At 73.6% G+C, this 24,977-nt stretch carries 27 protein-coding genes; 9 read left to right on the top strand and 18 right to left on the bottom strand.

From position 1 onward, the window contains the following. Nucleotides 1-16 precede the first annotated feature (16 nt). The 4 genes from TEK04_RS02955 to TEK04_RS02940 all read right to left on the bottom strand — a co-directional run bounded on the left by TEK04_RS02955 (nucleotide 17) and on the right by TEK04_RS02940 (nucleotide 3,883). Complete coding sequence (locus TEK04_RS02955) at nucleotides 17-586, bottom strand: DUF6542 domain-containing protein (protein ID WP_336402815.1); 570 nt, start codon at nucleotides 584-586, stop codon at nucleotides 17-19. 169 nt (nucleotides 587-755) lie between these two features. Further along, nucleotides 756-1,817, bottom strand: a complete 1,062-nt coding sequence (locus tag TEK04_RS02950) for a DNA recombination protein RmuC (protein WP_336402814.1) — start codon at nucleotides 1,815-1,817, stop codon at nucleotides 756-758. Nucleotides 1,818-1,832: 15 nt separating this feature from the next. Then, a complete protein-coding gene (locus tag TEK04_RS02945; protein ID WP_336402813.1) occupies nucleotides 1,833-2,390 on the bottom strand; it encodes a methylated-DNA--[protein]-cysteine S-methyltransferase in 558 nt (185 codons plus the stop codon). Then, a complete protein-coding gene (locus TEK04_RS02940) occupies nucleotides 2,387-3,883 on the bottom strand; it encodes an AlkA N-terminal domain-containing protein (protein ID WP_336402812.1) in 1,497 nt (498 codons plus the stop codon). Before TEK04_RS02940 ends, TEK04_RS02945 begins: the two co-directional genes overlap by 4 nt. 124 nt (nucleotides 3,884-4,007) lie before the next feature. On the opposite strand from TEK04_RS02940, the gene TEK04_RS02935 reads away from it, so the two are divergent. Further along, entirely contained in the window at nucleotides 4,008-5,087 is a 1,080-nt protein-coding gene (locus TEK04_RS02935) for a glycosyltransferase family protein (protein WP_336402811.1), read from the top strand. A 28-nt stretch (nucleotides 5,088-5,115) separates the two neighbouring features. Then, nucleotides 5,116-6,189 carry a redox-regulated ATPase YchF gene (gene ychF, locus TEK04_RS02930; RefSeq protein WP_336402810.1) on the top strand — a complete coding sequence of 358 codons (1,074 nt, stop codon included), beginning with the start codon at nucleotides 5,116-5,118 and terminating at the stop codon, nucleotides 6,187-6,189. 53 nt (nucleotides 6,190-6,242) lie between these two features. Here ychF and TEK04_RS02925 read toward each other — a convergent pair whose 3' ends face one another. Next, nucleotides 6,243-7,019: a hypothetical protein gene (locus TEK04_RS02925; protein ID WP_336402809.1), complete on the bottom strand. Its 777-nt coding sequence runs from the start codon at nucleotides 7,017-7,019 to the stop codon at nucleotides 6,243-6,245. A 266-nt stretch (nucleotides 7,020-7,285) separates the two neighbouring features. Between TEK04_RS02925 and mdo the strand changes: the two genes are divergently transcribed. The 3 genes from mdo to TEK04_RS02910 all read left to right on the top strand — a co-directional run bounded on the left by mdo (nucleotide 7,286) and on the right by TEK04_RS02910 (nucleotide 11,385). Next, complete coding sequence (mdo, locus tag TEK04_RS02920; RefSeq protein ID WP_336402808.1) at nucleotides 7,286-8,578, top strand: NDMA-dependent methanol dehydrogenase; 1,293 nt, start codon at nucleotides 7,286-7,288, stop codon at nucleotides 8,576-8,578. 63 nt (nucleotides 8,579-8,641) lie between these two features. Continuing rightward, on the top strand, nucleotides 8,642-9,883 hold the full coding sequence (locus tag TEK04_RS02915; protein ID WP_336402807.1) for an AAA family ATPase: 1,242 nt from the start codon (nucleotides 8,642-8,644) through the stop codon (nucleotides 9,881-9,883). After that, nucleotides 9,883-11,385, top strand: a complete 1,503-nt coding sequence (locus TEK04_RS02910) for a VWA domain-containing protein (protein ID WP_336402806.1) — start codon at nucleotides 9,883-9,885, stop codon at nucleotides 11,383-11,385. Before TEK04_RS02915 ends, TEK04_RS02910 begins: the two co-directional genes overlap by 1 nt. A 12-nt stretch (nucleotides 11,386-11,397) precedes the next feature. Here TEK04_RS02910 and TEK04_RS02905 read toward each other — a convergent pair whose 3' ends face one another. The 4 genes from TEK04_RS02905 to TEK04_RS02890 form a co-directional block, all read right to left on the bottom strand. Further along, complete coding sequence (locus tag TEK04_RS02905) at nucleotides 11,398-12,060, bottom strand: MadR family response regulator transcription factor (protein WP_336402805.1); 663 nt, start codon at nucleotides 12,058-12,060, stop codon at nucleotides 11,398-11,400. Then, a complete protein-coding gene (locus TEK04_RS02900; protein ID WP_336402804.1) occupies nucleotides 12,053-13,315 on the bottom strand; it encodes a GAF domain-containing sensor histidine kinase in 1,263 nt (420 codons plus the stop codon). The genes TEK04_RS02905 and TEK04_RS02900 overlap by 8 nt, the downstream gene beginning before the upstream one ends. Further along, nucleotides 13,312-14,514: an iron-containing alcohol dehydrogenase gene (locus TEK04_RS02895; protein ID WP_336402803.1), complete on the bottom strand. Its 1,203-nt coding sequence runs from the start codon at nucleotides 14,512-14,514 to the stop codon at nucleotides 13,312-13,314. The genes TEK04_RS02900 and TEK04_RS02895 overlap by 4 nt, the downstream gene beginning before the upstream one ends. Before the next feature lie 124 nt (nucleotides 14,515-14,638). Further along, the gene (locus tag TEK04_RS02890; protein ID WP_336402802.1) at nucleotides 14,639-15,445 is read right to left on the bottom strand and encodes a polysaccharide deacetylase family protein; all 807 of its coding nucleotides are present in this window, start codon (nucleotides 15,443-15,445) and stop codon (nucleotides 14,639-14,641) included. Nucleotides 15,446-15,509: 64 nt separating this feature from the next. Here TEK04_RS02890 and TEK04_RS02885 point away from each other — a divergent pair, with 64 nt between their 5' ends. The 4 genes from TEK04_RS02885 to TEK04_RS02870 all read left to right on the top strand — a co-directional run bounded on the left by TEK04_RS02885 (nucleotide 15,510) and on the right by TEK04_RS02870 (nucleotide 16,542). Continuing rightward, complete coding sequence (locus tag TEK04_RS02885) at nucleotides 15,510-15,680, top strand: hypothetical protein (protein WP_336402801.1); 171 nt, start codon at nucleotides 15,510-15,512, stop codon at nucleotides 15,678-15,680. Between the two features lie 23 nt (nucleotides 15,681-15,703). Then, complete coding sequence (locus TEK04_RS02880) at nucleotides 15,704-15,904, top strand: hypothetical protein (protein ID WP_336402800.1); 201 nt, start codon at nucleotides 15,704-15,706, stop codon at nucleotides 15,902-15,904. 87 nt (nucleotides 15,905-15,991) lie between these two features. After that, nucleotides 15,992-16,177, top strand: coding sequence for a type II toxin-antitoxin system VapB family antitoxin (locus tag TEK04_RS02875; protein WP_336402799.1), 186 nt, complete (start codon nucleotides 15,992-15,994; stop codon nucleotides 16,175-16,177). Then, nucleotides 16,174-16,542 carry a type II toxin-antitoxin system VapC family toxin gene (locus TEK04_RS02870; RefSeq protein ID WP_336402798.1) on the top strand — a complete coding sequence of 123 codons (369 nt, stop codon included), beginning with the start codon at nucleotides 16,174-16,176 and terminating at the stop codon, nucleotides 16,540-16,542. Before TEK04_RS02875 ends, TEK04_RS02870 begins: the two co-directional genes overlap by 4 nt. Before the next feature lie 2 nt (nucleotides 16,543-16,544). Here TEK04_RS02870 and TEK04_RS02865 read toward each other — a convergent pair whose 3' ends face one another. The 9 genes from TEK04_RS02865 to TEK04_RS02825 all read right to left on the bottom strand — a co-directional run bounded on the left by TEK04_RS02865 (nucleotide 16,545) and on the right by TEK04_RS02825 (nucleotide 24,951). Further along, nucleotides 16,545-17,501 carry a DUF808 domain-containing protein gene (locus TEK04_RS02865; protein WP_336402797.1) on the bottom strand — a complete coding sequence of 319 codons (957 nt, stop codon included), beginning with the start codon at nucleotides 17,499-17,501 and terminating at the stop codon, nucleotides 16,545-16,547. A 46-nt stretch (nucleotides 17,502-17,547) separates the two neighbouring features. Next, nucleotides 17,548-17,955, bottom strand: coding sequence for a dihydroxyacetone kinase phosphoryl donor subunit DhaM (gene dhaM / locus TEK04_RS02860; RefSeq protein ID WP_336402796.1), 408 nt, complete (start codon nucleotides 17,953-17,955; stop codon nucleotides 17,548-17,550). Then, complete coding sequence (gene dhaL, locus TEK04_RS02855; protein ID WP_336402795.1) at nucleotides 17,952-18,539, bottom strand: dihydroxyacetone kinase subunit DhaL; 588 nt, start codon at nucleotides 18,537-18,539, stop codon at nucleotides 17,952-17,954. Before dhaL ends, dhaM begins: the two co-directional genes overlap by 4 nt. After that, on the bottom strand, nucleotides 18,536-19,531 hold the full coding sequence (gene dhaK / locus TEK04_RS02850; RefSeq protein ID WP_336402794.1) for a dihydroxyacetone kinase subunit DhaK: 996 nt from the start codon (nucleotides 19,529-19,531) through the stop codon (nucleotides 18,536-18,538). The genes dhaL and dhaK overlap by 4 nt, the downstream gene beginning before the upstream one ends. Nucleotides 19,532-19,540: 9 nt before the next feature. Further along, on the bottom strand, nucleotides 19,541-19,921 hold the full coding sequence (locus TEK04_RS02845; RefSeq protein WP_336402793.1) for a GNAT family N-acetyltransferase: 381 nt from the start codon (nucleotides 19,919-19,921) through the stop codon (nucleotides 19,541-19,543). 89 nt (nucleotides 19,922-20,010) lie between these two features. Further along, nucleotides 20,011-21,357, bottom strand: a complete 1,347-nt coding sequence (gabT, locus tag TEK04_RS02840) for a 4-aminobutyrate--2-oxoglutarate transaminase (protein ID WP_336402792.1) — start codon at nucleotides 21,355-21,357, stop codon at nucleotides 20,011-20,013. Nucleotides 21,358-21,498: 141 nt separating this feature from the next. Further along, nucleotides 21,499-22,254 (bottom strand): succinate dehydrogenase/fumarate reductase iron-sulfur subunit, encoded by a 756-nt coding sequence (locus tag TEK04_RS02835; protein ID WP_336402791.1) that lies wholly within the window; start codon nucleotides 22,252-22,254, stop codon nucleotides 21,499-21,501. Then, complete coding sequence (locus TEK04_RS02830) at nucleotides 22,254-24,200, bottom strand: fumarate reductase/succinate dehydrogenase flavoprotein subunit (protein ID WP_336402790.1); 1,947 nt, start codon at nucleotides 24,198-24,200, stop codon at nucleotides 22,254-22,256. The genes TEK04_RS02835 and TEK04_RS02830 overlap by 1 nt, the downstream gene beginning before the upstream one ends. A gap of 13 nt (nucleotides 24,201-24,213) precedes the next feature. Beyond that, a complete protein-coding gene (locus TEK04_RS02825; RefSeq protein ID WP_336402789.1) occupies nucleotides 24,214-24,951 on the bottom strand; it encodes a succinate dehydrogenase cytochrome b subunit in 738 nt (245 codons plus the stop codon). Between the last annotated feature and the right edge of the window lie 26 nt (nucleotides 24,952-24,977).

Below are 24,977 nucleotides of genomic sequence, written 5' to 3'. Positions count from 1 at the left end.
GGGTGGTGGCCGCCGGTCAGCGGCGGGCGACCACCCGGACGGCGGTGAGCACGAGCGCGGCGGCCACCGCGATGGCCATGGCCGGGAAGCCGCGGATGAGCAGGGTGGCGACCGTGGCCGGGGAGAAGGTCGCCGAGGGCGCCAGCACGATGTTGACCACCGCCACGCCGACGAAGACCAGCGGCGGGGCGACGACCACGGTGGCCAGGTCCCGGCGGCGCACGACCAGCGCGGCGCCCACGGTCGACGCGACCAGGCCGACCGTCGTGAGGGTGCCCAACCCGACCCCGAAGTAGGAGTCCAGGCCGGCGCCGGCCAGGGTGACGAGGAACACGGCGAGCACGCCCAGGGCGCCGCGGATGCCGCGCTGCGGGGCAGTGGCGCGCCGGGCCGCCCGACGACCCTCCGGACCGGCGGGGGCGGGGTGCCGGTCGCGCCCGGGTCGGGCACCGCGGGACTCGGCCCGATCGGGCGACCAGTCACCACGGGCGGGCCGTTCGGCCGACCGGCTGTGCGCGGACGCCCCGGCGCGGGGACGCGGGACGGCGGGGCGGAACTCCTCGGCGCGCTCACGCTCGCTACGCACGACACCCTCCCGCCTGGACTCGACAGCTGTGACCGGTGCGATGGTGCACCTCCTCGCTCGGGGCAGCACCATCCGTGGCCCGCCCATCGATCACGTCACGGTAACGGCCCTCCCTGGGGAGCAGCTGGAGGTCGGGGGGCCGGGCGCGGCGAGCCGTGCCCCGCGGACCTCACCCGTACCGGAGGTCACCGGCGGGCTGCTCGCCGACGGGGGGACGCAGCGGCCGCACCTCGGCCGACACCGGACCAGGCTCGGGCACGGGGGTGGCCGACACCCCGAGGTCGTCGAACCGGCGGGCCGCGCCGAGCACCGAGGTCTCGTAGCTGCCCACGGTGTCGTTGAACCGGCCCACCGCGGCGCCGAGCGCACTGCCCAACCGGGTGAGGTGGCCCGACAACGTGCCGAGCCGGGCGTGCAGCAACCGACCCACCTCGAGCACCGAGGCGGCCTCGCGGGCCAGCCGCTCGGTGCGCCACGAGTGCGCGACGGTGCGCAGCAGGGCCAGCAGCGTGCTGGGCGTGGCGATGACCACGTCGCGGGTGAAGGCGTGCTCGAGCAGCGCGGGCTCGGCCTCCAGGGCCGTGGTGAGGAACCCGTCGGAGGGCACGAACAGCACGGTGAAGGGTGCGGCGGAGTCGAACGCGGTGGGGTAGCGCCGACCGGCCAGGGCCTCGACGTGGGCGCGCAGCTGCCGGGCGTGCTCGGCCACCCGCTGGCGGCGCACCACGTCGTCGGTGGCCTGCACCGCCTCGATCCACCCGGCGAAGGGCACCTTGGCGTCGACCACCACCTGCTTGCCGTCGGCGAGGGTGACCACCAGGTCGGGGCGCACCCCGGTGCCCTGGTCGTTGACGGCGGAGGGTTGCTCCACGAAGTCGCAGTGCTCGAGCAGGCCGGCCACCTCGACCAGCCGGCGCAGCTGCACCTCGCCCCAGCGGCCCCGCACGTGCGGGGTGCGCAGCGCCGTGACCAGCGCGGCGGTCTCCCGGCGCAGCAGCGCCGAGGTCTGGCCCACCGTGCCCACCTGCTCGCGCAGCTCCCCGTGCGCGGTGGCCCGGTCGCGCTCGATGCCGGCCAGCAGCCGGTGCAGGTGGTCCAGCGACTCGTGCACCGGTTCCAGGCCGTCGGGCTGCGGGGCACGGCGGCGCAGGAGCGCCACGGCGGCCAGGGTCACCGCGGTGGCCAGCAGTGCACCGGTGACCAGCCCGAGCAGCAGGGAGGTGGCGTCCATGCCGGCGAGGGTGCCTCAGGGGTACGACAGTTCTCCTTGCGCCGCAGGTACCGGCTGCGCCGCGGCGGCCCGCCCGGTGGTGTGGGCCGCTTCGTGGTCGAGCAGCCAGCGCTTGACCGGCGTCCCCCAGCGGAACCCGCCCAGCCCGCCGCCGGTGGCCAGCACCCGGTGGCAGGGCACGAACAGCGCGGCGGCGTTGCGGGCGCAGGCACCCGCGGCGGCGCGGACAGCCGCCGGGCGGCCGCACCGGGCGGCGAAGGCGGCGTAGCTGTCGGGCTCGCCGGCCGGGACGGTGCGCAGGACGTCCCAGGCATCCTGCAGGAAGGGGCCCGAGCGCTGCCGCACCACCACGTCGTCGATGGCCGCGACGTCGCCGGCGTGGAAGGCGTCGACGACGTCGAGCACAGGCAACCGGTCGGCCTCGACCGAGGACGTCGGCCGCAGGCTCCGGTGCACGACGGGGAGCAGGTCGGAGATGTGCGCGGTCCAGCCGCTGGCGAGCACGGCGCCGTCGTCGACGAGGACGGTGAACGGGCCGACGGGCGTGGCGGTGGTGGCGTGCAGGGCGGTCACGGCTGGGCCTCCGGGTGACGGGTGAACAGGGCCGGGGCGGACATCGCCCACAGGTGCAGGACGGCGTAGGAGCGCCAGGGCCGCCAGCGGGTGGCGGCGTCGGCGTCCGAGCTGCCCAGGGCGGCGAGCGAGCGCCGCAGCGCGAGGTCGCCGGGCAGCCAGACATCGGGGTCGCCGAGACCGCGCAGGGCGACCAGCGCGACGGTCCACGGGCCGATGCCGGGCAGGGCGAGCAGCGCCCGGCCGGCCTCGGCCCGGTCGGCGCCGGGTCCCAGGTCCAGCTGGCCCGTGGCCAGCGCGCCGGCCAGGGCGTGCACGGTGCGTCGCCGGCTGCCGGTCAGCCCGACGGCACCGAGGTCGGCCTCCACCAGGGCCTCGGGCCGCGGGAAGGCGTGGGTGAGGCCACCCACCGGTTCGGGCAGCGGGGTGCCGGCGGCGGCGAGCAGCCGGGCGGTGAAGGTGCGCGCGCCGGCGAGCGACACGTGCTGGCCCAGCACGGCCCGCACGGCGGCCTCGGCGGCGTCCGGGTGGGTGGGCACCCGCCGGCCCGGGGCGGCGCGCACCAGGCCGGTGAGCGCAGGGTCGGCGGCGAGCACGTCGTCGACGGCGGTCGGGTCGGCGTCGAGGTCGAGCAGGTGCCGGCAGCGGGCGACCGCCGCCCCCAGGTCGCGCAGCTCGGTCAGCTGCAGCCGCGCGGTGATCGACGCCTGGTCGGCGCCGGGGGACAGGCGGACCACCCCGGGGCCGTGCGGCAGGTCCAGCACGCGCGAGAACGTCGCGCCGTCCCACTCCTCGAGCCCGGCGACGGCGTGCCCGCCGAGGAACAGCAGCACCTCCTCGGCGCAGAACGGGGCCCGGGCGGCCAGCCGCAGGGTGAGCCAGCCCGAGGGTCCAGCACCCCCACCGGCCCGTCGACGGGACCCCCGCAGGCCGGTGGGGGTGGTGGCGAAGACCTCGCGCACGGTGTCGTTGAACTGCCGCACGCTGGCGAAGCCGGCGGCGAAGGCGATGTCGGCGACCGCGAGGTCGGTGGTCTCCAGCAGCACCCGGGCGGTCTGCGCCCGCTGCGCCCGGGCCAGGGCCAGCGGCCCGACCCCGAGCTCACCGACGACGAGCCGGTGCAGCTGGCGTTCGCTGTAGCCCAGCCCGGCGGCCAGCCCGGCCACCCCGCAGCGCTCGACCTCCCCGTCGACGACGGCCCGCACCGCGCGGGCGACGACATCGGCCCGCACGTCCCACTCGGGGGAGCCCGGGACGGCGTCGGGGCGGCACCGCCGGCAGGCGCGGAACCCGGCGGCCTGCGCACCCGCCGCGGTGGGGTGGAAGCTCACGTTGCCCGGCAGCGGGGTGCGCGCCGGGCAGGAGGGGCGGCAGTAGATGCCGGTGGTGTGCACGGCGGTGAAGAACCACCCGTCGAAGCGGGCATCCCGGCTGGCGACGGCGCGGTAGCAGCGCTCGGGGTCCAGTCCCCGTCCCTCCAGGAGTTCGGTCACGGCTCCGAGCATGCCAGCGACCACGCCATCGATCTGGCGGGAATCGGACACGGTGGTGCTGCCGCGGTCCCGGCCCGCCGATGAGGGTTCCCGCACCCCGTACCGTCGACAGTCAGGGCGTCCCGTGAAGGTTCTCGTCGTCACGACCAAGCACGCGGCATCCAGCTACTACCGGGTGCGCGAGCCGGCGCGGGCGGTGTCGGAGCTGCCCCTGGGCGCAGAGGTGGTCGTGGTGGGCGGGTTGGCGACGACGATGTCCCGCACCCCCGGACCCGACGGACCGGTCGTGGTCGACATCGACGACCAGGGTGCCGACGTGGTGGTGTTCCAACTGCCGAAGACCGCCGAACTCGTCCAGATGGTGTCGATCCTGCAGGCGCGGGGGGTCGGCGTGGTCGTGGAGATGGACGACCTCCTGACGGCGGTGCCGGCCGGGATGCCGGGGCACCGGCGCCTCGTGATGGGCGGGATGGGTGAGCGGGCGCTCGAGTGCGCACGGCTGGCTGACCACGTCACGGTCTCGACCCCGGCGCTGCTGACCGCGTACGCGGCGCACGGACGGGGGACGGTCGTGCCCAACGCGGTGCCGCGGCGCGTCGCCGAGCTGCCGCCGGCGTACCTGCGGGAACCCGGGACGGCGACGATCGGTTGGGCCGGCAGCGTCCACGGGCACCCCTACGACCTGCCCGAGGTCGGGTCCGGCTTGCAGCAGGCGCTGAACGCGGCGCCGAGCCGGTTCGTGGTGCTCGGGGAGGCCGGCGACGCGGGCCAGAAGCTGGGGCTGACCCATGCCCCGGCCGAGATCCGGTGGCTCCCCGACGTCGATTCCTACCTGCGTGCGCTGGGCGAGGAGTTCGACCTGGGCATCGCACCCCTGCGGATCGACCGGTTCAACACGGCCAAGAGCTGGCTGAAGGTGCTCGAGTACGCGGCTCGCGGTGTGTACGCGGTCAGGTCCCCCTCGGCCGAGTACGAGCGGTTGGGCCTGGGTTGGCGGGCCCGCGCGGCCAAGGACTGGGCGAAGGGGCTGACCAAGGGCCTCCTCGAACCGGAGTGGCGCACGGCCCAGGCGCGCGCGGCCCGTGAGGTGGTGCTCGACCGCCATCTGACCGAGCACACAGCGGCGTCGTGGGTGGCGGCGTGGGAACGGGCGGCCGAGCACCGGGGTGGCGTGCTGCGGAGGAGTGCGGTGGCGGTCGGCTGAGACCCGTCGGGCCGTACTCTGGTCCGACGTGGCTCTCTCCATCGGCATCGTCGGTCTGCCCAACGTCGGCAAGTCGACCCTGTTCAACGCGCTGACCAAGAACGACGTGCTGGCCGCGAACTACCCGTTCGCGACCATCGAGCCCAACGTCGGTGTGGTCGGGGTGCCCGACGAGCGCCTGGGCAAGCTCGCCGAGGTGTTCGGCAGCGCCAAGCAGATCCCGGCCACGGTGTCGTTCGTCGACATCGCCGGCATCGTGCGCGGGGCCAGCGAGGGCCAGGGGCTGGGCAACAAGTTCCTGGCCAACATCCGCGAGTCCGACGCGATCTGCCAGGTCATCCGGGTGTTCAGCGACCCCGACGTGGTGCACGTCGACGGCAAGGTCTCGCCGAAGGACGACATCGAGACGATCAACACCGAGCTGCTGCTGGCCGACCTGCAGACGCTGGAGAAGGCCGTGCCGCGGCTGGAGAAGGAGATGCGCAAGGACAAGGACCGCAAGGCGTTGCACGACGCCGCGGTCGCCGCGCAGCAGGTGCTCGACAGCGGCCGGACCCTCTTCGCCGCCGGGGTGGACAGCGAGCCGTTGCGCGAACTGGGCCTGATGACCACCAAGCCGTTCCTGTACGTCTTCAACGTCGACAGCGACGAGCTGGGCAACACCGAGCTGCTGGACGAGCTGCGTGCGCTCGTGGCCCCCGCCGAGGCGATCGTGCTCGACGCGCAGACCGAGGCCGAGCTGGCCGAGCTGCCCGACGAGGAGGCCGCCGAGCTGCTGGCCGCCGTCGGCCAGGAGGAGCCCGGCCTGCACCAGCTCGCCCGCGTCGGCTTCGCCACCCTCGGTCTGCAGACCTACCTGACCGCCGGCCCCAAGGAGTCCCGCGCCTGGACCATCCCGGTCGGGGCCACCGCCCCGCAGGCCGCCGGGGTCATCCACACCGACTTCCAGCGGGGCTTCATCAAGGCCGAGGTCGTCTCCTTCGACGACCTCGTCGCCGCCGGCTCGATGGCCGCCGCCAAGACCAGGGGCCAGGTGCGCATCGAGGGCAAGGAGTACGTGATGGCCGACGGCGACGTGGTGGAGTTCCGGTTCAACGTGTGAACCTCCTCGGCTCCGCCGGCCGGACTACGGGTCACCCGGGAGCATGACCCCGGTCAGCGGCTGCCGTCGTTGCCGGCGTACCGGCCATTCGGGTCGACGATGAGCTCGGGCAGCGCGACGACCCGGGACGGGTCCCGTCCCTGCACGAGCTTGACCAGCAGCAGCGAGTGCAGCCGCTCCAGGCAGAACGCGGGGGAGCGGGCCTGGTACCCCTCCCGGTCGACCCCGTGCTGCTGGCCGTAGGCGACCGCGACCTCCTCGAGCACGGTCATGGTGCGCAGCCACCAGTCCCGGGGGAAGACGCCGACGGTCGCCGCCGGCACCAGCAGCTGGCCGCCCAACCAGGCGGCTGCCTCGGCGTCGGTGACCACTCCGAGGTCGACCGCCACACCCATGAAGAACAGCAGGTCGCGGGTGTGGTGGTACTGGCCGAACTGGCCGATCAGCGATGGTGCGACCTGGATGGGCTGCAGGTGGAGCACGGTGTCCGGCGGGGGGATGAACCGGTCGCGGGAGAGCTTGGCGAAGTCGGCCGGCCGGATCGCCTCGCCGCGGCGGGAGGACACCTTGGCCGGCAGGGTCATGGCGAAGCGCCGGTAGTGGGAGATCCCGATCATCTCGTCGGGCCCGGCGGCGTCCTCGGACTCCAGCGCTCGGCGCAGCGCGAACAGCGTCGCGTACTCGCCGAGCTGGCGGTCGCGGCCGGCCCACTCGGGGTAGCGCGCGCCGAGGTCGGTGACACCGGGCCCGCACGGGGTGGTCGAGACGGCCTCGGCGAAGCGGGGCAGCGCCCACTCCAGGGGGCGGTAGGCCACGCTGAAGTACCGCACGGGGGCTCCTCGGGGGTCGGCTCGGGCAGGACGTCGTCGACGGTGTCGGCGGTGGGGCCGCGGGAGCCGACCACCCGGCGAGGCTAGGCGATGCCTCCGACCGTCGTCCGGGTCCCTGCCCGACCGGGCAGGTGCGCCTGCCCGGTCGGGTCGACCTGACAGCCCGGACGGCCGGTTGCTGCCCCGCACACCTCCCGCAGCGTGTGACCGCGGCCATAGGTTCCGGCCCACCACAGCACCGTCGCTGCCGCAGGAGGGCCGCCGCCATGCAGGTCGAAGAACTGCTCAAGCCGTTCCCGATCAAGGAGTTCCACCCGTTCCCCCGGGCCATGCTCGGGCCGGGTGCGCACGAGCTGATCGGCCCCGAGGCCCTGAAGCTGGGCTTCAAGAAGACGCTGGTCATGACGTCGGGCCTGCGCGGCACGAACATCGTCGAGAAGATCAGCGAGTCCATGAAGTGGCACGGCCTCGACGTCGTCGTCTACGACCAGGTGGAGTCCAACCCCAAGGACTACAACGTCATGGACGCGGTCAAGCTCTACCAGGAGAACGACTGCGACAGCTTCGTCTCCATCGGTGGTGGCTCCAGCCACGACGCCTGCAAGGGTGCCCGCATCTCGGTCGCGCACGACGGCCGCAGCGTCAACGAGTTCGAGGGCTTCAACCAGAGCGAGAACCCCAACAACCCGCCGCACATCGCCGTCTCCACCACCGCCGGCACCGGCTCGGAGACCTCGTGGGCCTACGTCATCACCGACACCACGACCGACCCGGACAACCCGCACAAGTACGTCGCCTTCGACGACACCTCGGTCACCACGCTGGCCATCGACGACCCGGTCCTCTACTACGACTGCCCGGTCGACTACACCGCCCAGTGCGGCTTCGACGTCCTCGCCCACGCCTCCGAGCCCTACGTCAGCCGGCTGAACTTCGCCCCGTCGCTGGGCAACGCCCTCTACGCGGTCAAGCTGACCGCGGAGAACCTGCGCCAAGCGGTCTGGAACGGCCAGGACCTCGCCGGCCGCGAGGGCATGATGTACGCGCAGTACATCGCCGCGCAGGCATTCAACTCCGGCGGGCTGGGGATCATCCACTCCATCAGCCACGCGGTCAGCGCGTTCTACGACACCCACCACGGGTTGAACAACGCGATCGCGCTGCCCCGCGTGTGGGCGTTCAACATGCCCACCCAGTACAAGCGCTTCGCCGAGCTGGCCACCGCCATGGGCGTGGACACCTACGGCATGACCGACGTGCAGGCCGCCGAGGCGGCCCTCGCCGCGGCGGTGCGCCTGCTGCGCGACGTCGGCATCACCGAGCGGTTCGTCGACGTGAAGAAGGACACCTACTCCAAGAACCGGCTGGGCGAGGGCCCCACGAAGTACTACGAGAGCGCGGGCGTCATCGCCGGCGACGACGCCGACGTCGACCGGATCACCCGGCATGTGCTCGGCGACGCCTGCACCCCGGGCAACGCCAAGGAGTGCACCTTCGAGACCGTCCGCCCCGTCGTCGAGCACTGCATGACCGGCGACCTGGACGACCTGCTCTCCTGACCGACCGACGGGGGTGCCGGACGGCCTGCCGGCGCCCCCGTCCCCCCACCCCGAGGAGTGCGCGTGACCGATGACTTCGACAGCGTGGACGACGTCGCCCGCGCCTTCGCCGAGCACGGCTACATCACCGACCGCCGGCTGGCCACGACCACGTTCGTGATGAGCCGGCTGGGCAAGCCGCTGCTGCTGGAGGGCCCGGCCGGGGTCGGCAAGACCGAGCTGGCGAAGACCCTCGCCGCGGCCACCGGGCGGCGGCTGCTGCGGCTGCAGTGCTACGAGGGCCAGGACGAGACCAAGGCCCTCTACGAGTGGGACTACGGCAAACAGCTGCTCTACACCCAGATCCTGCGGGAGAAGACCGCCGAGCTGCTGGCCGACACCACGACGATGGCCGACGCCGTCGAGCGGGTGGCCGAGCAGGACACCGCCTTCTTCTCCGACCGCTTCCTCGCCGCCCGGCCGCTGTTGGAGGCCGTGCGCTCGCCGGAACCGGTGGTGCTCCTGGTCGACGAGGTGGACCGGGCCGACGAGGCGCTGGAGGCGGTGCTGCTGGAGATGCTCGCCGAGTACCAGGTCTCGGTGCCCGAGATCGGCACGTTCGTGGCCGAGCACCCGCCCTACGTCATCCTCACCAGCAACAACACCCGCGACCTGTCGGCCGCGCTCAAGCGCCGCTGCCTGCACCTGTTCCTCGAGTACCCCGACGCCGGACGCGAGCTGGAGATCCTGCGGTCGAAGGCGACGGGTCTGGACGACGCCGCGGCGCAGCAGCTGGTCGGCATCGTCCGCGGCCTGCGCGGGCTGGACCTGCGCAAGTCGCCGTCGATCTCGGAGACGATCGACTGGGCGCGCACGCTCGCCGTCCTGGGGGTGGCCGAGCTCGACGCCGACGTGCTCGCCGACACCGTCTCCGTCGTCGCCAAGTACGAGCGGGACGTCGAGCGCTCCCGCGCCGCGCTGCCCCGCCTGGTCGACCCCAACGCGCACGTCCCCGACCGCAGCCACGGGCACGACCACTCCCACGGGGGCCACGACCACTCCCACGGGGGCCACTCCCACGACGGCCGACCCCACGACGGCCGACCCCACGACCACGGGGACGACGACGACGGCGGCCGCGCCCGCCGCGCCGCCAAGGACCAGCCCGGCCGGCACGACGAGGAGTACTACGGCCAGCGGACCAGCGGATCGGGCAGCGAGAAGGCCGGGGGCGCCCGGGAGATCCCCGCCGCGCCGCGCGGGGTCACCTCCGCCCAGGGCGCGCGGTCCTTCCGGGGCGGCGGGGCCCGCCGCCGGCCGGTCTGATGGAGGGCGCGCTGCACCGGTTCATCCGGCTGCTGCGGCTGCGCGGCATGCGCATCTCCACCGCCGAGGCGGTGGACGCCTTCGCCGCCGCGGCCGCCGTCCGGGTGGGGGACCGGGCCTCGCTAAAGGCGGCCCTCGGGGCGGCCCTGCTCAAGGACCGCCGCGACACCGAGGTCTTCGCCGACACCTTCGCGAAGTTCTTCTCCCTGCGTGCGGTGACCGACACCGACGAGGGCCACGGCCACGCCCACGACGACCTGGTCGACGAGGGCGAGCTGACCCGGATGACCTGGTCCACCGAACCCGGTGCCGAACCCGAGCAGGGCCACAGCCACGGCAAGCCGGTCGACATCCGCGACCACTTCCGACCCGAGGACCTGACCCAGCAGTACAACCTGCACCAGGAGGCGAACAAGGTCGACCTGGCCAGCCTGACCCAGCAGATCGTGCTCAGCAGCGAACCGGTGGGCAACGCCGACGGCCAGGAGCGGGTGCAGGTCGAGGTCGGCCGGTTGCACGACCCCGGGCTGCCCGGGGACCTGGTGCGGGCCGGCGGCACGCAGCTGGACGCCGAGCTGTCGGTCGCCCAGCAGCAGGCGCTGCGCGACTGGCTGGCCCAACCGGTCGACGACCTGGACCCCGAGGTGGCCGAGGCGCTGCGCCGCCAGCTGGCCGGGGTGATCGAGGACCTGCCCGAGCTGCTGCGCGCCCACCTGCAGAAGCTGGCCGAGATGACCGACCTGGCGATCGAGGAGCGGGAGATGCGCGCCGCGCCGGTGCAGCGCGTGACCGAGGCCGAGCGCGCCCGCATCGAGGAGTCCCTGCGCCGGCTGGCCACCTCCCTGCACGGCGGGCTGACGCACCGCAAGCAGCGCTCCACCCACGGGCGCATCGACGTCAGCCGCACCATGCGGTCGAACATGAAGTACGACGGCGTGCCGTTCCGCCCGGTCACCACCCGCCTCGCCGCGGACAAGCCCCGGCTGGTCGTGGTGGCCGACGTCTCGCTGTCGGTGCGCACCACCGCCCGGTTCACCCTGCACGTGGTGCACGCCCTGCAGGACCTGTTCGCCCAGGTGCGCACGTTCGCCTTCGTCGACGACGTCGTGGAGATCACCGACCTGTTCGACGAGCACCCGCTCGAGCACGCGCTCGGCCTCGTGTTCGGCGGCGACGTGGTCGACGTGGACGCCACCAGCGACTACGGGACGGTGTTCGCGAAGCTGGCGGCCGAGCACGGCGGTGCGTTCACCCGCCGGACGACGCTGCTCGTGCTCGGCGACGGCCGGGGCAACGGCAACGCCCCCCGGGTCGACGTGTTCGCCGACCTCGCCCGCCGGGTCCGCGAGACGATCTGGCTCACCCCGGAGCCGCGCTACTCCTGGGCGCTGGGCGGCTGCGACCTGCCCGCCTACGCCGACTCCTGCGACCGGGTGGAGGTCATCCGGGACATGGCCGCCCTGGAGGGCTTCGCCACCGACGTGGTCACCCGAGCGCGCTGACGCCGGCGCCGGTCAGATGAGGCCGAGCTTGGACCCGGCGTAGACCGCCTCGGCCCGCCGGGACACCGAGAGCTTGCGCAGCACGTTGCCGACGTGGAACTTGGCGGTGGTCGCGGAGATGAACAGCTCCCGCCCGATCGCCTCGTTGGACAACCCCCGCGCCAGCAGGGCCAGCACCTCGCGTTCCCGACCGGTGAGGTCGGCGCCGTCGGGCCCGGGGGAGGCGTTCGCCGGCCCGGCCAGCGAGCGGACGACGGCGGCGGCGCTGTGGCTGTCGAACGCCGACTCCCCGCGCCGCACCGCCCGGATGGCGGCGACCAGGACGGTGGCGTCGACGTCCTTGAGCACGTAGCCGCGTGCGCCGGCCTGGATGGCCCGCAGCACCAGCTGCTGGTCCAGGAAGGTCGTGACCACGAGCACCCCGGGTGCCGTCGGCCCACCCCGGCCGGTGATCCGGGCGCACAGCTCCAGCCCGTCCACGTCCGAGCCGGCCGACAGCTTGAGGTCCAGCAGCACGATGTGCGGCCGCTCCCGGGCCACCAGCTCCAGTGCCGCACCCGGCGTCGCGGCCTCGCCCACCACCGAGATGCCGGGCTCGCGCTCCAGGATCGAGCGCAGGCCCTGCCGCACGATGGCGTGGTCGTCGACCACCAGCAACCGGATCGGCTCAGCCACCGGGGCCCGCCAGCGGCAGCACCACGTCCACCCGCACCCCGCCGAGACGGGCCCGGCCCACCCGCAGCCGCGCACCGACCTCCGCGGCCCGCGAGGCCATGTTGACCAGCCCCCGGTGCCGGCCGTCGGGCGTGCGCAGCGCCCGGCGCAGCACCTCCGGCGACCCGGTGCCGTCGTCGGCGACCGAGAGCCGCAGCTGACCGGGCCGGTAGGCCAACCGCACCGTGCACCGGCTGGCCCCCGCGTGCCGGGTGGTGTTGAACAGGCACTCGGTGGCGATCCGGTGCAGGGCGACCACCGCCGGGGGCGGCAGGTCCACCGGGCGGCCCTCCACCCGCACGGCGACGGCCAGCCCCGGCACCGGGTGCTCCTGGGGCAGCCGCGCCAGCCGCGCCGGCAGGTCCTCGGTGTGGTCGGGGTCGGCCGACAGGGCGTGGATCGCCCCGCGCAGCCGCTCCACCGCCTCCCGGGTCAGCGCCTTGGCGTGGTCGAGCCGTTCGTACACCTCGCGGTGGTGCTCGACCTCGGGCCGGCACCACTCGATGGTCATCCCGGCCGACAGCACGTGCTGGGCGACGCTGTCGTGCAGCTCCCGGGCGATCCGGTGCCGCTCGACGTCGACGGCCTCCCGTTGCGCGGCGTCGTCCAGCCGGCGTTCGGCCTCGGCGAGCTGCCGGTGGCGCTCGGCGAGGTCGCGGGCCCGCTGCTCGGCCTCGGCCAGCAGGTGGTCGCTGAGCAGGGCCACCGCGGACTGGTTGCCCACGATGCGCAGGATCGCCAGGTCGGCCGGCCCGGTCGTCGCTCGCGGGCCGACCCAGGCCACCAGGACGCCGGCCGCCTCGCCGTCGACGACCAGCGGCACCACGACGGCGCCGTCGCGGTCGCGTCGGGGCTCGACGGTGCCCGCGGCCAGCCCGGCGGCCACCGCCCGGCCCACCCCGCCGGGCAGGTCGGCCAACCGGTGCACCGGGTCCCCGGCCGGCCCGCGGGCGACCAGCCGCGGACGGGCGAGGGGGAGCGCGTCCTCGCGCAGGGCCAGCACGACCCAGCTGGCCCCGAGGTGGTCGGCGGCGGCGTCGACGACCGCCCGGCACAGCGCGTCCGCCCCCTGACCGGTCGCCGACAGCACCTGCGCGATGCGGTCCAGCGAGCCCAGCGCCCGGGTCAGCTTGTCCGCGGTCTGCCGGTACTCGGCGTACCAGGTCGGCTTGGACGAGCGCAGCCCGGTCAGCTCGGTGATGCCCGGGGTGCTCACATCGCGACCCGGAACAGGTCGGAGACGTCGGCGGCGCCGGCGTCCCGCGGGTTGGTCGACAGGCACGCGTCGGCCAGCGTGGTGGTGGTCAGGGTGTCGACGTCGGCGGGGCGCACCCCGAGCTCGGCCAGCCCGGCGGGGCACCCCAGGTCCGCAGCCAGCGCGGCCACCGCGTCGGCGGCGGCGTCGGCGGCCGCGGCCGCCGACATGCGCCGGGTGTCGACGCCGAGCGCGCGGGCGACCGGGACGAACCGCTCGGCGGTGGTGCGGGCGTTGAACCGCATGACGTGCGGCAGCAGCACCCCGTTGACCACCCCGTGCGGCAGGTCCAGCAACCCACCCACCTGGTGGCTCATCGCGTGGGTGGCGCCGAGGATCGCGGTGGTGAACGCCAGGCCGGCCTCCAGGCTGGCCTGGGCCATCGCGGTGCGGGCGGCCTCGTCGTCGGGGTGGGTGAGCGTGCGGCGCAGGTGGGCCGCGATCAGCTCGACGGCGTGCAGGGCGTGCACGTCGCTCAGCGGGCCGTGCGCCCGGGACACGTAGGCCTCGACGGCGTGGGTGAGCGCGTCGAGCCCGGTGGCCGCCGCCAGGTCGTCGGGCATGGTGGTGAGCAGCCGGGGGTCGGTCACCGAGATGTCGGGCACCAGCGCACGGCCGATCAGCGTCGCCTTGACCCGGCGCGCGGTGTCGGTGACGACGGCGAACTGGGAGACGTCGGCGCCGGTCCCGGCCGTCGTCGGGCACATGACCGTGGGTGGCAGCGCCAGCGCGACCCGGTCCACACCCTCGTAGTCCAGGATCGCGCCCCCGTTGCTGGCCACCACCGCGATCGACTTGGCCGCGTCGATGACCGAACCGCCGCCCAGGCCGACCACGACGTCGCAGCCGCTGTCGGCGTAGGCCCGCGCCCCGGCGGCCACCTCGTGGTCCTTCGGGTTGGGCGTCATGCCCTGCCAGACCGTGCCGGTCAGCCCGACCGCGGCCAGGTGGCCGGTGAGCTCGTCGGCCCACCCCGCCGCCGCCACGCCGTCGTCGGTGACCACGAACGGCCGCCGCGCGCCCAGCCGGCGGGCGGCGTGCCCGGCCTCGGACAACGCCCCCCAGCCGAACACCACCTCGGGCACCAGGTACTTGCTGAAGGGCCCGGCGGCGGACGCGGGAGCGGGTGGTCGGTGCGGGCTGCCCAGCACGGCGGTCATGTGCCCCCTCCCGGTGGTGGGACCCGAGGCTAACCGTTGCGGGGCCATCCTTGGTGATCGGCGCCACATCCGTGCAACGTCCCTCGCCCGCAACCGGTCCGGCGCAGGACCGGCCGCGCGGACGTCAGCCGGTGGGTCGCAGGAAGACGTCGTCGAGGGTGACGGTGGTGAGACCGCGGGCGTCGATGATCTGGCGCAGCTGCGGGAAGACCGTCGTCACCGGGGTGAAGTTCAGGTGCCCGATGACGATGTGCTGGGGCAGGAACCACTCGTCGGCGAAGCCCACGACCTGGTCGGGCGTCAGCAGGCCCGAGTCCGACAGCGACCCGTACCAGAGCACGGGGCAGGTGTAGCCGATCTCGGCGGCCGCGGCGTCGGTGGCGGCGTCGCGGTAGCCGAAGGGCGGCCGGTAGTAGGGCCGCATGTCCACGCCGTAGGTGTCGAGCACGAAGTCGTGGTTGCGCTGCAGCTCGTCCTGGACGCCGGTGCGGTTGAGCGAGGTCAGGTCGACGTGGCTCCAGGTGTGGTTGCCCAGCTGGATGCGGCCGTCGGCGACCAGTGGACGCAGCAGGTCGGCGTTCTCGGTCCAGGCCGGCTTCGAGCCGTTGAGGAAGAAGGTCAACCGGGTACCGGTGTCGCGGCCGAACTCGGTGTAGGCGCGCACCACGGAGCTGTCGTCGCCGTCGTCGACGGTCCACGCGAGCAGCGAGCCCTCCCCGGGCAGGCCGGTGAGCCTGCCCGGCGGGATGGGCACCTTCACCAGGTCGGGGGCGGGGAAGGTGGGCGGCGCCGAGGTCGTGGGCACCGTGGTGGCCGGGGTCGTCGACCGCGTGGTCGGGGGCGGGGCCGACTGCGGGGCCGACGTCGAGCTGCACCCGGTCAGCGCGGCGCCGCCGGCGAGGGAGAGGGCCAGGAAGCGGCGACGGTCCACCCGTCGAGGTTAGGCGATGCCCCCGGGTGTCGAGGCGGCGCCACCGGCTGCCGATACCGGGGACATGACGACGACGGTGTGCGACGCGGTGGCCAGCGCCGCGGTCCTCGTGGCGACCCTCTCCTCGGCGACCGAGCGGGAGCTCGCCCTGTTCCTGGCCGCCGGGTGGATGTCCACCGCGGTCACCGAGGCGCTGGAGGCGCAGCTGGTCCGGGAGCTGGCCCCGCTGCACTGAGCCGCCGGTCTACCGTCGCGGGCGTGCCGAACGTCTTCACCGACTACGCCGAGACCCACTGGGTGCCGATCAACGACGACATGGTCACCGTGCAGACCGTCGACGCCGCGGGCCGGCGCGAGACCCACGTGCTCTCGGTCGCCGACGCGCTGGCCCAGTTCCAGGTCAAGTACCCCTTCGTCGACGCCGCCCAGGCCGCCGAGCTCTTCGCCCGCGGCGGCTGAGCACCGCCGCTTGACCGGTCCTCCACCCGGGCGCACCATGATCTGCATCATCTGGTGCAGAGAAGGGCGTCGACGATGCGGACCACCGTGACCCTGGACGACGAGCTGCTCGCGCGTGCGCAGGAATTGACGGGGACCAAGGAACGGTCAGCGTTGATCCGGGACTCGCTCGAGCTGCTCGTCCGCGTGGAGAGCGGTCGTCGACTCGCTGCCCTGGGCGGCAGCGACCCCACGGCGGCGGTTGGCCCGCGCCGCCGCGGCGCCGCCGGATGATCCTGGTCGACACGTCGGTCTGGATCGACCACCTGCACGCTCCGGAGCCCACGCTCGTCCGGGCGCTCCTCGAGGACGAGGTCGGCCAGCACCCGCTCGTCCTCGAGGAGCTCGCCATGGGCCGCTCGGCCCAGCGGGACGACGTCCTGACCGGGCTCGGTCTGCTGCGGTCCTTCCCGCGGCTCGACCACGACGAGGTCCTGCTCTTCGTGGCGGATCAGCGGCTGTGGGGCAGAGGGCTCAGCACGGTGGATGCGCACCTGCTGGGGTCGCTGCGCCTGGTCCCGGGGTCACGTCTGTGGACGCGGGACAAGCGCATGCTGCGGGCGGCCGTGGACCTGGGGCAACCGCTGGTCGAGGCCTGAGGTCAGTGCGCGGCGGCCTTCCCGCCGCGCTTCGGGACCAGGTGGAGCACGGCCACGACCACCGCGCCGACCACGACGCCGACGACGGCCGACAGTGCCGTGTTGGTGAGCCAGCCGAGCACCCCGCCCAGTGCGCCGGTGGCGTCGTGCACCGCCACCTCGGCGTGGTGCACCAGGTCGTAGGGCCAGGCCCAGCCCAGCTCCTCGGCACCCACCAGCAGGATGTGCCCGCCGACCCAGAGCATCGCCGCGACCCCGACGGTGGCCAGCGTCGCCAGCACGACGGGCATGGCCTTGACCAGCCCGCGGCCGAGCGCGGCGACGCCCGTCGACGGTTTGGCGGCCAGCGCGACGCCGGCGTCGTCCATCTTCACGATCAACCCGACCACGCCGTAGACCAGCGCGGTGATGAGCACCGCGACGAGGACCAGGATGATCGCCCGGGACAGGAACGGCTCGGTGTCGACCTCGTTGAGCGCGATGACCATGATCTCGGCGGACAGGATGAAGTCGGTGCGCACGGCCCCGGACACGACGGTCCGCTCGTGCTCGGCGGGGTCGGTGACGGTCTCCTCGGCGGTCGCGGTCTCCTCGGGGTGGTGCCCCGAGACCTTCTCCCACAGCTTCTCGGCGCCCTCGTAGCAGAGGTAGAGCCCGCCGAGCATGAGGATCGGGGTGAGCAGGAACGGCAGGAACTGCGACAGCAGCAGGATCGCCGGCAGGATGATCAGCAGCTTGTTGCGGATCGACCCCTTGGCGATGCGCCAGATGATCGACAGCTCGCGCTCGGGCTTCAGCCCCTGCACGTAGCGCGGGGTGACCGCGGCGTCGTCGACCACGACGCCGGCGGCCTTGACCCCGGCGCGGCCGGCGGCGGCACCGATGTCGTCGAGCGAGGCGGCCGACAACCGCACCATCGCCGCGACGTCGTCGAACAGCGCGAACAGACCGCTGGCCATCAGGCGGGACCGCTCAGGGGAGTCACAGCGAGCAGGCTAGGACATCTCAGCGCAGCTGCGCCTCCTTCGGCGCGAGCCCGCGCGCGGCCTCGGCGGCGACCTGCTCCCGCGACGCGCCGCCCGCCGCCACGACCACGGCGCCGACCAGCCCCTCGACCAGCGGCGCCGCCGACAGCGTCGTGCGGGCGCGCACGTCGTCGGCCAGGAACTCCAGCGCCGTCTCCGCCGACAGCACCGCACTGCCCAGGTCCATGAGGACGACGGTGCCCTCGCCCGAGTCGGCCGCCTCGATCGCCGCCGAGACCGCCGCGGCGTCGGTGCCCAGCCCGCCGTCCTCGGTGCCGGCGGCCACCTCCACGGCCAGCTCGCGGCCGGGCAGCATCTGCCGGGCCAGCTCGACCGCGGCGTCGGCCAGCGCCCGGCTGTGCGAGACCACCACGATGCCGACGGTCACGGCGTCAGCCCCAGCGTCTCGGCAGCGGCCTGCAGCAGCAACGCGGTCGACGTCGCACCCGGGTCCTGGTGGCCGGCACTGCGCTCACCGAGGTAGCTGGCCCGCCCCTTGCGGGCCACCAGCGGGACCGTGGCATCGCGCCCGTCGGCCGCGGCCTGCGCGGCGTCGGCCAGCGACCCGCCGCCGTCGAGCACGTCGCAGGCTGGCCCCAGGGCGTCGACCATCGTCTTGTCGCCCGGCTCGGCCTTGCCGCGGGCCAGTACACCCTCGTACCCGGCCCGCAGCGCCGGGCCGAACCCGTCGCCGATCGACCCGGCCATGCGCAGGAAGAGGGTGCCGTACAGCGGTCCGCTCGCCCCGCCGACCTTCGAGACCAGGGTGGTGCCGGTCTTCTTGAGCAGCGCGGCGGCGTCGTCGGGCGGGGCCTCGGCCAGCGCGGCCACGACGGCGCTCATCCCGCGGTCCATGTTGGAGCCGTGGTCGGCGTCGCCGATGGCCGAGTCGAGCGCGGTCAGCGCGTCGCGCTGGGCGTGCACCAGGTCGGCGAACCGGGTGAGCCAGGCAGTGAGCTGGTCGGGGTTCACGCGCCCCACCGCAGCCCGGGGGTGTCGACCGGGGCGTCCCACAGCCGCAGCATCTCGTCGTCGGCCTGCAGCAGGGTGACCGAGCAGCCGGCCATCTCCAGGCTGGTCATGTACGGCCCGACCAGCGACCGGGCGATGCCGATGCCCGACCTCTCGAGGATCGCCGCGACCTCGGCGTACACGACGTAGAGCTCCAGCAGCGGGGTGCCGCCCAGGCCGTTGACGAAGCAGATGACCCCGTCGGAGAAGCTGCGGTCGGCCAGGATCGGCTCGACCAGCATCTCGGCGACCTCGCGGGCCGGGGCCAGCGGCACCCGGCGCCGGCCGGGTTCGCCGTGGATGCCGATGCCGACCTCCATCTCGCCCTCGGGCAGGTCGAAGGTGGGCTTGCCGGCGGCCGGCACCGTGCAGGAGGTCAGCGCGACACCCATGCTGCGGCCGGCGTCGTCGACGCGGCGGGCCAGGTCGGCGACCTCGGCCAGCGGGCGTCCCTCGTCGGCGGCGGCGCCGACGACCTTCTCCAGCAGCACGGTGGTGCCCACCCCGCGGCGGCCGGCCGTGTAGAGGCTGTCGGTGACCGCGACGTCGTCGTCGACGACCACGGTGACCACCTCGGTGCCGCTCTCGGCGGCGACCAGCTCGGCCGCCATCTCGAAGTTCATGACGTCGCCGGTGTAGTTCTTCACGACGTGCAGCACCCCGGCGCCGCCGTCGACACCCTGGGTCGCGGCCACCACCTGGTCGGGCACGGGCGAGGTGAACACCTCGCCGGCGCAGGCGGCGTCGAGCATGCCCGGGCCGACGAAGCCGCCGTGCATCGGCTCGTGCCCCGACCCGCCGCCGGACACCAGCCCGACCTTGCCCTGCACCGGGGCGTCGCCGCGGAACACCACCCGGTTCTCGTGGTCGACCCGCAGCCGGGGGTGGGCGGCGGCCATCCCGCGCAGGGCGTCGGCGACCACGTCGGCGGGGTCGTTGATCAGCTTCTTCATGACCCGACGCTAGGGCCCCGGCGCGGCGGCCACAACGGGTCGGGCCCACGTGCGCCAGGTCCGCGGGGGGTGCCAGCGGCTGGTCCTCGCGGTGGGCTCGGGGGTGAAGCCGTGCCGCCGGTAGAGCTCGTGGGCGTGCGGGGCGTCGTCGAACACCCGTGCCAGCAGTCGGTCGGCACCCCCGGCGGCCGCCCAGTCGACGACGGCGCCGACCAGCGCGGCCCCGACGCCGTGCCCCCGGGCGGTCGGGGAGACCCACATCGCGCCGAGCACCGCGTCGGCGCCGTCCCTGGTGCCGTGCACCAGACCCAGCGGGTGGGACAGGAACCAGGCACCCGCCACGACCTCGCGGCGCCAGTGCTCGGCCGGGTGCGCCTCCTCGACGGCCACCGAGGAGGCGAAGGCGTCCGGGTCCGCGCGCAGGGCGCGGACCCGGACGTCGCGGAGCAGGGCCCAGTCGGGCCCGTCGAGCCGGCGGATCAGGAGCCGGTGACCTCGGCGAAGGCGGCCTCGACGACGTCGAGGGCCTCGTCGAGGAGGTCGTGCCCGATCACCAGCGGCGGCAGGAAGCGCAGCACGTTGCCGTAGGACCCGGCGGTGAGGACGACGACGCCCTGCGCGTGGCAGGCCTTGGCCACGGCGCCGGCGAGCGCGGCGTCGGGCTCGGTGCTGCCCGGCCGCACCAGCTCCAGGGCGATCATCGCCCCGCGGCCGCGCACGTCGCCGATGGCGGGGAACCGCTCGGCGAGGGCGCGCAGTCGGGGCAGCATGCGCTCACCGATGGCGCGGGCAGCGCCGGCGAGGTCCTCGGACCGCATGGTCTCGATGGCGCCCAGGGCCGCGGCGCAGGCGACCGGGTTGCCGCCGTAGGTGCCGCCCAGGCCGCCCGGGTGCACGGCGTCCATCAGCTCGGCGCGGCCGGTGACGGCGGCCAGCGGCATCCCGCCGGCCATGCCCTTGGCGGTGGTGACCAGGTCGGGGACGACGCCCTCGGCGTCGACGCCGAACCAGTCGCCGGTGCGGCAGAAGCCGGACTGGATCTCGTCGGCGATGAGCACGACGCCGTGGGCGGTGCACCACTCGCGGAGCGCGGTGAGGAAGCCCGGGGCCGGCTCGATGAACCCGCCCTCGCCCTGCACCGGCTCGATGAGCAGCGCGGCGGTGTTGGACGCACCGACCTGCACCTCGATCTGGGAGATCGCGCGCGCGGCGGCGTCGGGGCCGGCGAGGCCGTCGCGGTAGGGGTAGCTCATCGGCACCCGGTAGACCTCGCCGGCGAAGGGCCCGAACCGGTGCTTGTAGGGCATGTTCTTGGCGGTCAGGGCCATCGTGAGGTTGGTGCGGCCGTGGTAGGCGTGGTCGAACACCACCACGGCCTGCCGGCCGGTCGCGTGGCGGGCGATCTTCACCGCGTTCTCCACGGCCTCGGAGCCGGAGTTGAACAGCGCGCTCTTCTTGGCGTGGTCGCCGGGGGTCAGCTCGGCCAGCGCCTCGCACACGGCCACGTAGCCCTCGTAGGGGGTGACCATGAAGCAGGTGTGGGTGAAGTCGGCGACCTGCGCCTGCACCGCGGCGACCACCCGGGGCGCGCTGGCCCCGACGCTGGTGACGGCGATGCCCGACCCGAGGTCGATGAGGGTGTTGCCGTCGACGTCCTCGATGACCCCGCCGCCCACGCGGGACACGAACACCGGCAGCGTCGTCCCCACCCCGGCCGACACCGCGGCCTGCCGGCGGGCCATGAGCTCGACCGACCGCGGGCCGGGGATCTCGGTGACCAGGTGGCGCCGCTGCTGCAGGCCGGTCTGGTCGAGCACGTCGGTCATGGGTGTCTCCTCACGCGTGGGCCGTCACCACATGGTGGCACCGATCGCGGGCGAACGGGGAATCCGTCGTGCAGAAGTCGTCGGACGACGGAAAGGGGCGGTGCACCTGCCGGTGCACCGCCCCTTCCGAACCTTCGCCGATCAGCTCGTGGGCACCGCGTTCGCGCGCAGGGCACCGAGCAGGTCGTGGTTGAGCCGCGAGATGGTCTCCATCGAGATGCCCTTGGGGCAGACCGCGGAGCACTCGCCGATGTTGGTGCAGCCACCGAAGTCCTCGGCGTCCTGCTGGGCGACCATGCGCACGACGCGGGCGTCGCGCTCGGGCTGGCCCTGGGGGAGCAGGCCGAGGTGGGTCACCTTGGCGGCGGTGAACAGCATCGCCGAACCGTTCGGGCAGGCCGCCACGCAGGCACCGCAGCCGATGCAGGTCGCCGCGTCGAAGGCGGCGTCGGCGTCGACCTTGGGCACCGGGGTGGCGTGCGCGTCGGGCGCGGTGCCCGTGGGTGCGGAGATGAACCCGCCGGCGGAGATGATGCGATCGAAGGCGGACCGGTCGACGACGAGGTCCTTGACCACCGGGAAGCCCCCGGAGCGCCACGGCTCGATGTCGATGGTGTCGCCGTCGGAGAACGACCGCATGTGCAGCTGGCAGGTGGTCGTCTGCTCGGGCCCGTGGGCGATGCCGTTGATCATCAGCCCGCAGCTGCCGCAGATGCCCTCACGGCAGTCGTGGTCGAAGGCGATGGGGTCCTCGCCGTCGAGGATCAGCTGCTCGTTGAGGACGTCGAGCATCTCCAGGAAGGACATGTCCTCGGAGACGTCGGTCAGGTGGTAGTTCGCCATCTTGCCCTTGACCTGGGGGGAGGGCTGGCGCCAGACCCTGAGGGTCAGCTTCATCACTTGTAGCTCCGCTGGGCGAGGTGGACGTACTCGTACTCGAGGGCTTCCTTGTGCAGCACGGGGGGCTCGCCCTCCGGCGTCCAGCCCCATGCCGCCACGTAGGCGAACTCCTCGTCGTTGCGCAGGGCCTCGCCCTCGGGGGTCTGGCTCTCGGCGCGGAAGTGGCCGCCGCAGCTCTCCTCGCGGTGCAGGGCGTCGATGCACATCAGCTCGGCGAGCTCGATGAAGTCGGCGACCCGCGCCGCGTGCTCGAGGTTCTGGTTGAAGGTGTGCGCGTCGCCGGCCACCTTCACGTTGGTCCAGAACTCCTTGCGGATCTCGGGGATGCGGTCCAGTGCCTTGCGCAGGCCCTCGGCGGTGCGCTCCATGCCGCAGTAGTCCCAGACCAGCCGGCCCAGCTCGCGGTGGAACGAGGCCACCGTGCGGGTGCCGTTGATCGACAGGAACTTCTCGACCTGCGCCTTCACCCCGGCCTCGGCCTCGACGATGGCCGGGTGGTCAGCGGGCACCTTCTCGAAGGGCGCGGCCGACAGGTAGTCGGTGATCGTGTTCGGCAGCACGAAGTAGCCGTCGGACAGGCCCTGCATGAGGGCGCTGGCGCCCAGCCGGTTCGCGCCGTGGTCGGAGAAGTTGGCCTCGCCGATCACGAACAGGCCGGGGATGGTCGACTGCAGGTCGTAGTCGACCCACAGCCCGCCCATCGTGTAGTGCACGGCCGGGTAGATCCGCATGCCCGAGGCGTAGGGGTCCTCCCCGGTGATCCGGGCGTACATGTCGAAGAGGTTGCCGTACTTGGCCTCGACGGTCTTGCGGCCCAGCCGCTCGATGGCGTCGGCGAAGTCGAGGTAGACCCCCAGCCCACCGGGGCCGACACCGCGGCCCTCGTCGCAGACGTTCTTGGCCTGGCGCGAGGCGATGTCGCGGGGCACCAGGTTGCCGAAGGCCGGGTACTTGCGCTCGAGGTAGTAGTCGCGCTCGTCCTCGGGGATGTCCTGCGGGGCGCGGGTGTCGCCGCGCTCCTTGGGCACCCAGACGCGGCCGTCGTTGCGCAGCGACTCCGACATCAGGGTCAGCTTGGACTGGTAGTCACCCGACACCGGGATGCAGGTGGGGTGGATCTGGGTGTAGCAGGGGTTGGCGAAGTACGCGCCCCGCTTGTGGGCCCGCCAGATGGCCGTGGTGTTCGAGCCCTTGGCGTTGGTGGAGAGGTAGTAGACGTTGGAGTACCCACCGGTGCCCAGCACCACGGCGTCGCCGATGTGGGTGCTGACCTCGCCGGTCACCAGGTCGCGGACGACGATGCCGCGGGCCTTGCCGTCGACGACGACGAGGTCGAGCATCTCGGTGCGCGAGTGGGTCTCGATGCCGCCGGCGGCCACCTGGCGCTCGAAGGCCTGGTAGGCACCGATCAGCAGCTGCTGGCCGGTTTGGCCGCGGGCGTAGAAGGTGCGCGACACCTGCGCCCCGCCGAACGAGCGGTTGTCCAGCAGACCGCCGTACTCGCGGGCGAAGGGCACGCCCTGGGCCACGCACTGGTCGATGATCTGCGTGCTGACCTCGGCCAGGCGGTGCACGTTGTTCTCGCGCGAGCGGAAGTCGCCGCCCTTGACCGTGTCGTAGAACAGCCGGTGCACGCTGTCGCCGTCGTTGCGGTAGTTCTTGGCCGCGTTGATCCCGCCCTGGGCGGCGATCGAGTGCGCGCGCCGGGGGCTGTCCTGGAACCAGAACGACTTCACGTGGTAGCCGGCCTCGGCCAGGGTGGCGGCGGCGGCGCCACCGGCCAGCCCGGTGCCCACGATGATGACCGTCATCTTGCGGCGGTTGGCCGGGTTGACCAGCTTGCCGCGGAACTTGCGCTCGCTCCACCGCTCGCCGATGGGGACGTCGGTGGGGGCCTTCGTGTCGGCGATCGGGTCGCCGTCGAGGAACAGCTCGAGTGCCATGGCGGTGCTCCTGTCAGTCGATGATGCCGAAGAGGACCGAGAACGGGATGAGCAGGTAGCCGCCGATGAGCACCACGGCGAAGGCGGTGGCGAAGACGTTCACCGCCCGCTCGCGACGCTTGTTGCTCTGCCCGAGGGTCTGGGTGGCCGACCACACGCCGTGCCGGATGTGGAAGCCGAGGGCGATCAGGGCGATGGCGTACCAGATCGTGACGACGGGGTTCTGGAAGCCCTCGACGAGGCGGCCGTAGGGCAGCGAGTCGCGCCCGGCGGGGTTCACCGCGCCCAGGGTGAGGTCGAGGATGTGCCAGATGATGAACAGGATCAGGATGACCCCGCCCCAGCGCATGGTCCGCGAGGCGTAGCTCTGCTGCACCCGCTTCTTGGTGACGTAGCCGACCGGGCGGGCCCGCTTGGCCTGCTTCCACAGGGAGAACGCGGCCCAGATGTGCGCGGCGACCGCGACCAGCAGGACGACGCGGATGATCGTGAGCACGGTCAGGCGCGGGACGATGGGCTCGCCGAGGTCGCGGAGGAACTCGGAGTACTCGTTGAACGTCTGCGCGCCGGCGAACGCCTTCAGGTTCCCCACCATGTGCGCGATGAGGTAGAGCACGAAGATGATGCCGGTGACCGCCATGACGGCCTTCTTGAAGACCGAGGAACCGAACCGCCCGGTGTTCGGTTGCCGCTTCGGACCGGGGTTCGCCCCCGCCGACTGCCCTGCCTGCTGCGTCGTCACTGTCGCCACGGCGCCCACGGTACGACCATGCACAG

Source organism: Klenkia sesuvii, assembly GCF_037083825.1.
Classification (GTDB): domain Bacteria; phylum Actinomycetota; class Actinomycetes; order Mycobacteriales; family Geodermatophilaceae; genus Klenkia; species Klenkia sesuvii.
This window is presented reverse-complemented; position numbering and strand designations above follow the sequence as displayed.

Excerpts from the sequence above, each read along its gene's own strand:
- TEK04_RS02950 (WP_336402814.1), bottom strand. The coding sequence starts at position 1,817 with ATGGACGCCACCTCCCTGCTGCTCGGGCTGGTCACCGGTGCACTGCTG.
- mdo (WP_336402808.1), top strand. The coding sequence starts at position 7,286 with ATGCAGGTCGAAGAACTGCTCAAGCCGTTCCCGATCAAGGAGTTCCAC.
- TEK04_RS02910 (WP_336402806.1), top strand. The coding sequence starts at position 9,883 with ATGGAGGGCGCGCTGCACCGGTTCATCCGGCTGCTGCGGCTGCGCGGC.
- TEK04_RS02895 (WP_336402803.1), bottom strand. The coding sequence starts at position 14,514 with ATGACCGCCGTGCTGGGCAGCCCGCACCGACCACCCGCTCCCGCGTCC.
- TEK04_RS02885 (WP_336402801.1), top strand. The coding sequence starts at position 15,510 with ATGACGACGACGGTGTGCGACGCGGTGGCCAGCGCCGCGGTCCTCGTG.
- TEK04_RS02870 (WP_336402798.1), top strand. The coding sequence starts at position 16,174 with ATGATCCTGGTCGACACGTCGGTCTGGATCGACCACCTGCACGCTCCG.
- TEK04_RS02865 (WP_336402797.1), bottom strand. The coding sequence starts at position 17,501 with ATGGCCAGCGGTCTGTTCGCGCTGTTCGACGACGTCGCGGCGATGGTG.
- dhaK (WP_336402794.1), bottom strand. The coding sequence starts at position 19,531 with ATGAAGAAGCTGATCAACGACCCCGCCGACGTGGTCGCCGACGCCCTG.
- gabT (WP_336402792.1), bottom strand. The coding sequence starts at position 21,357 with ATGACCGACGTGCTCGACCAGACCGGCCTGCAGCAGCGGCGCCACCTG.
- TEK04_RS02835 (WP_336402791.1), bottom strand. The coding sequence starts at position 22,254 with ATGAAGCTGACCCTCAGGGTCTGGCGCCAGCCCTCCCCCCAGGTCAAG.
- TEK04_RS02830 (WP_336402790.1), bottom strand. The coding sequence starts at position 24,200 with ATGGCACTCGAGCTGTTCCTCGACGGCGACCCGATCGCCGACACGAAG.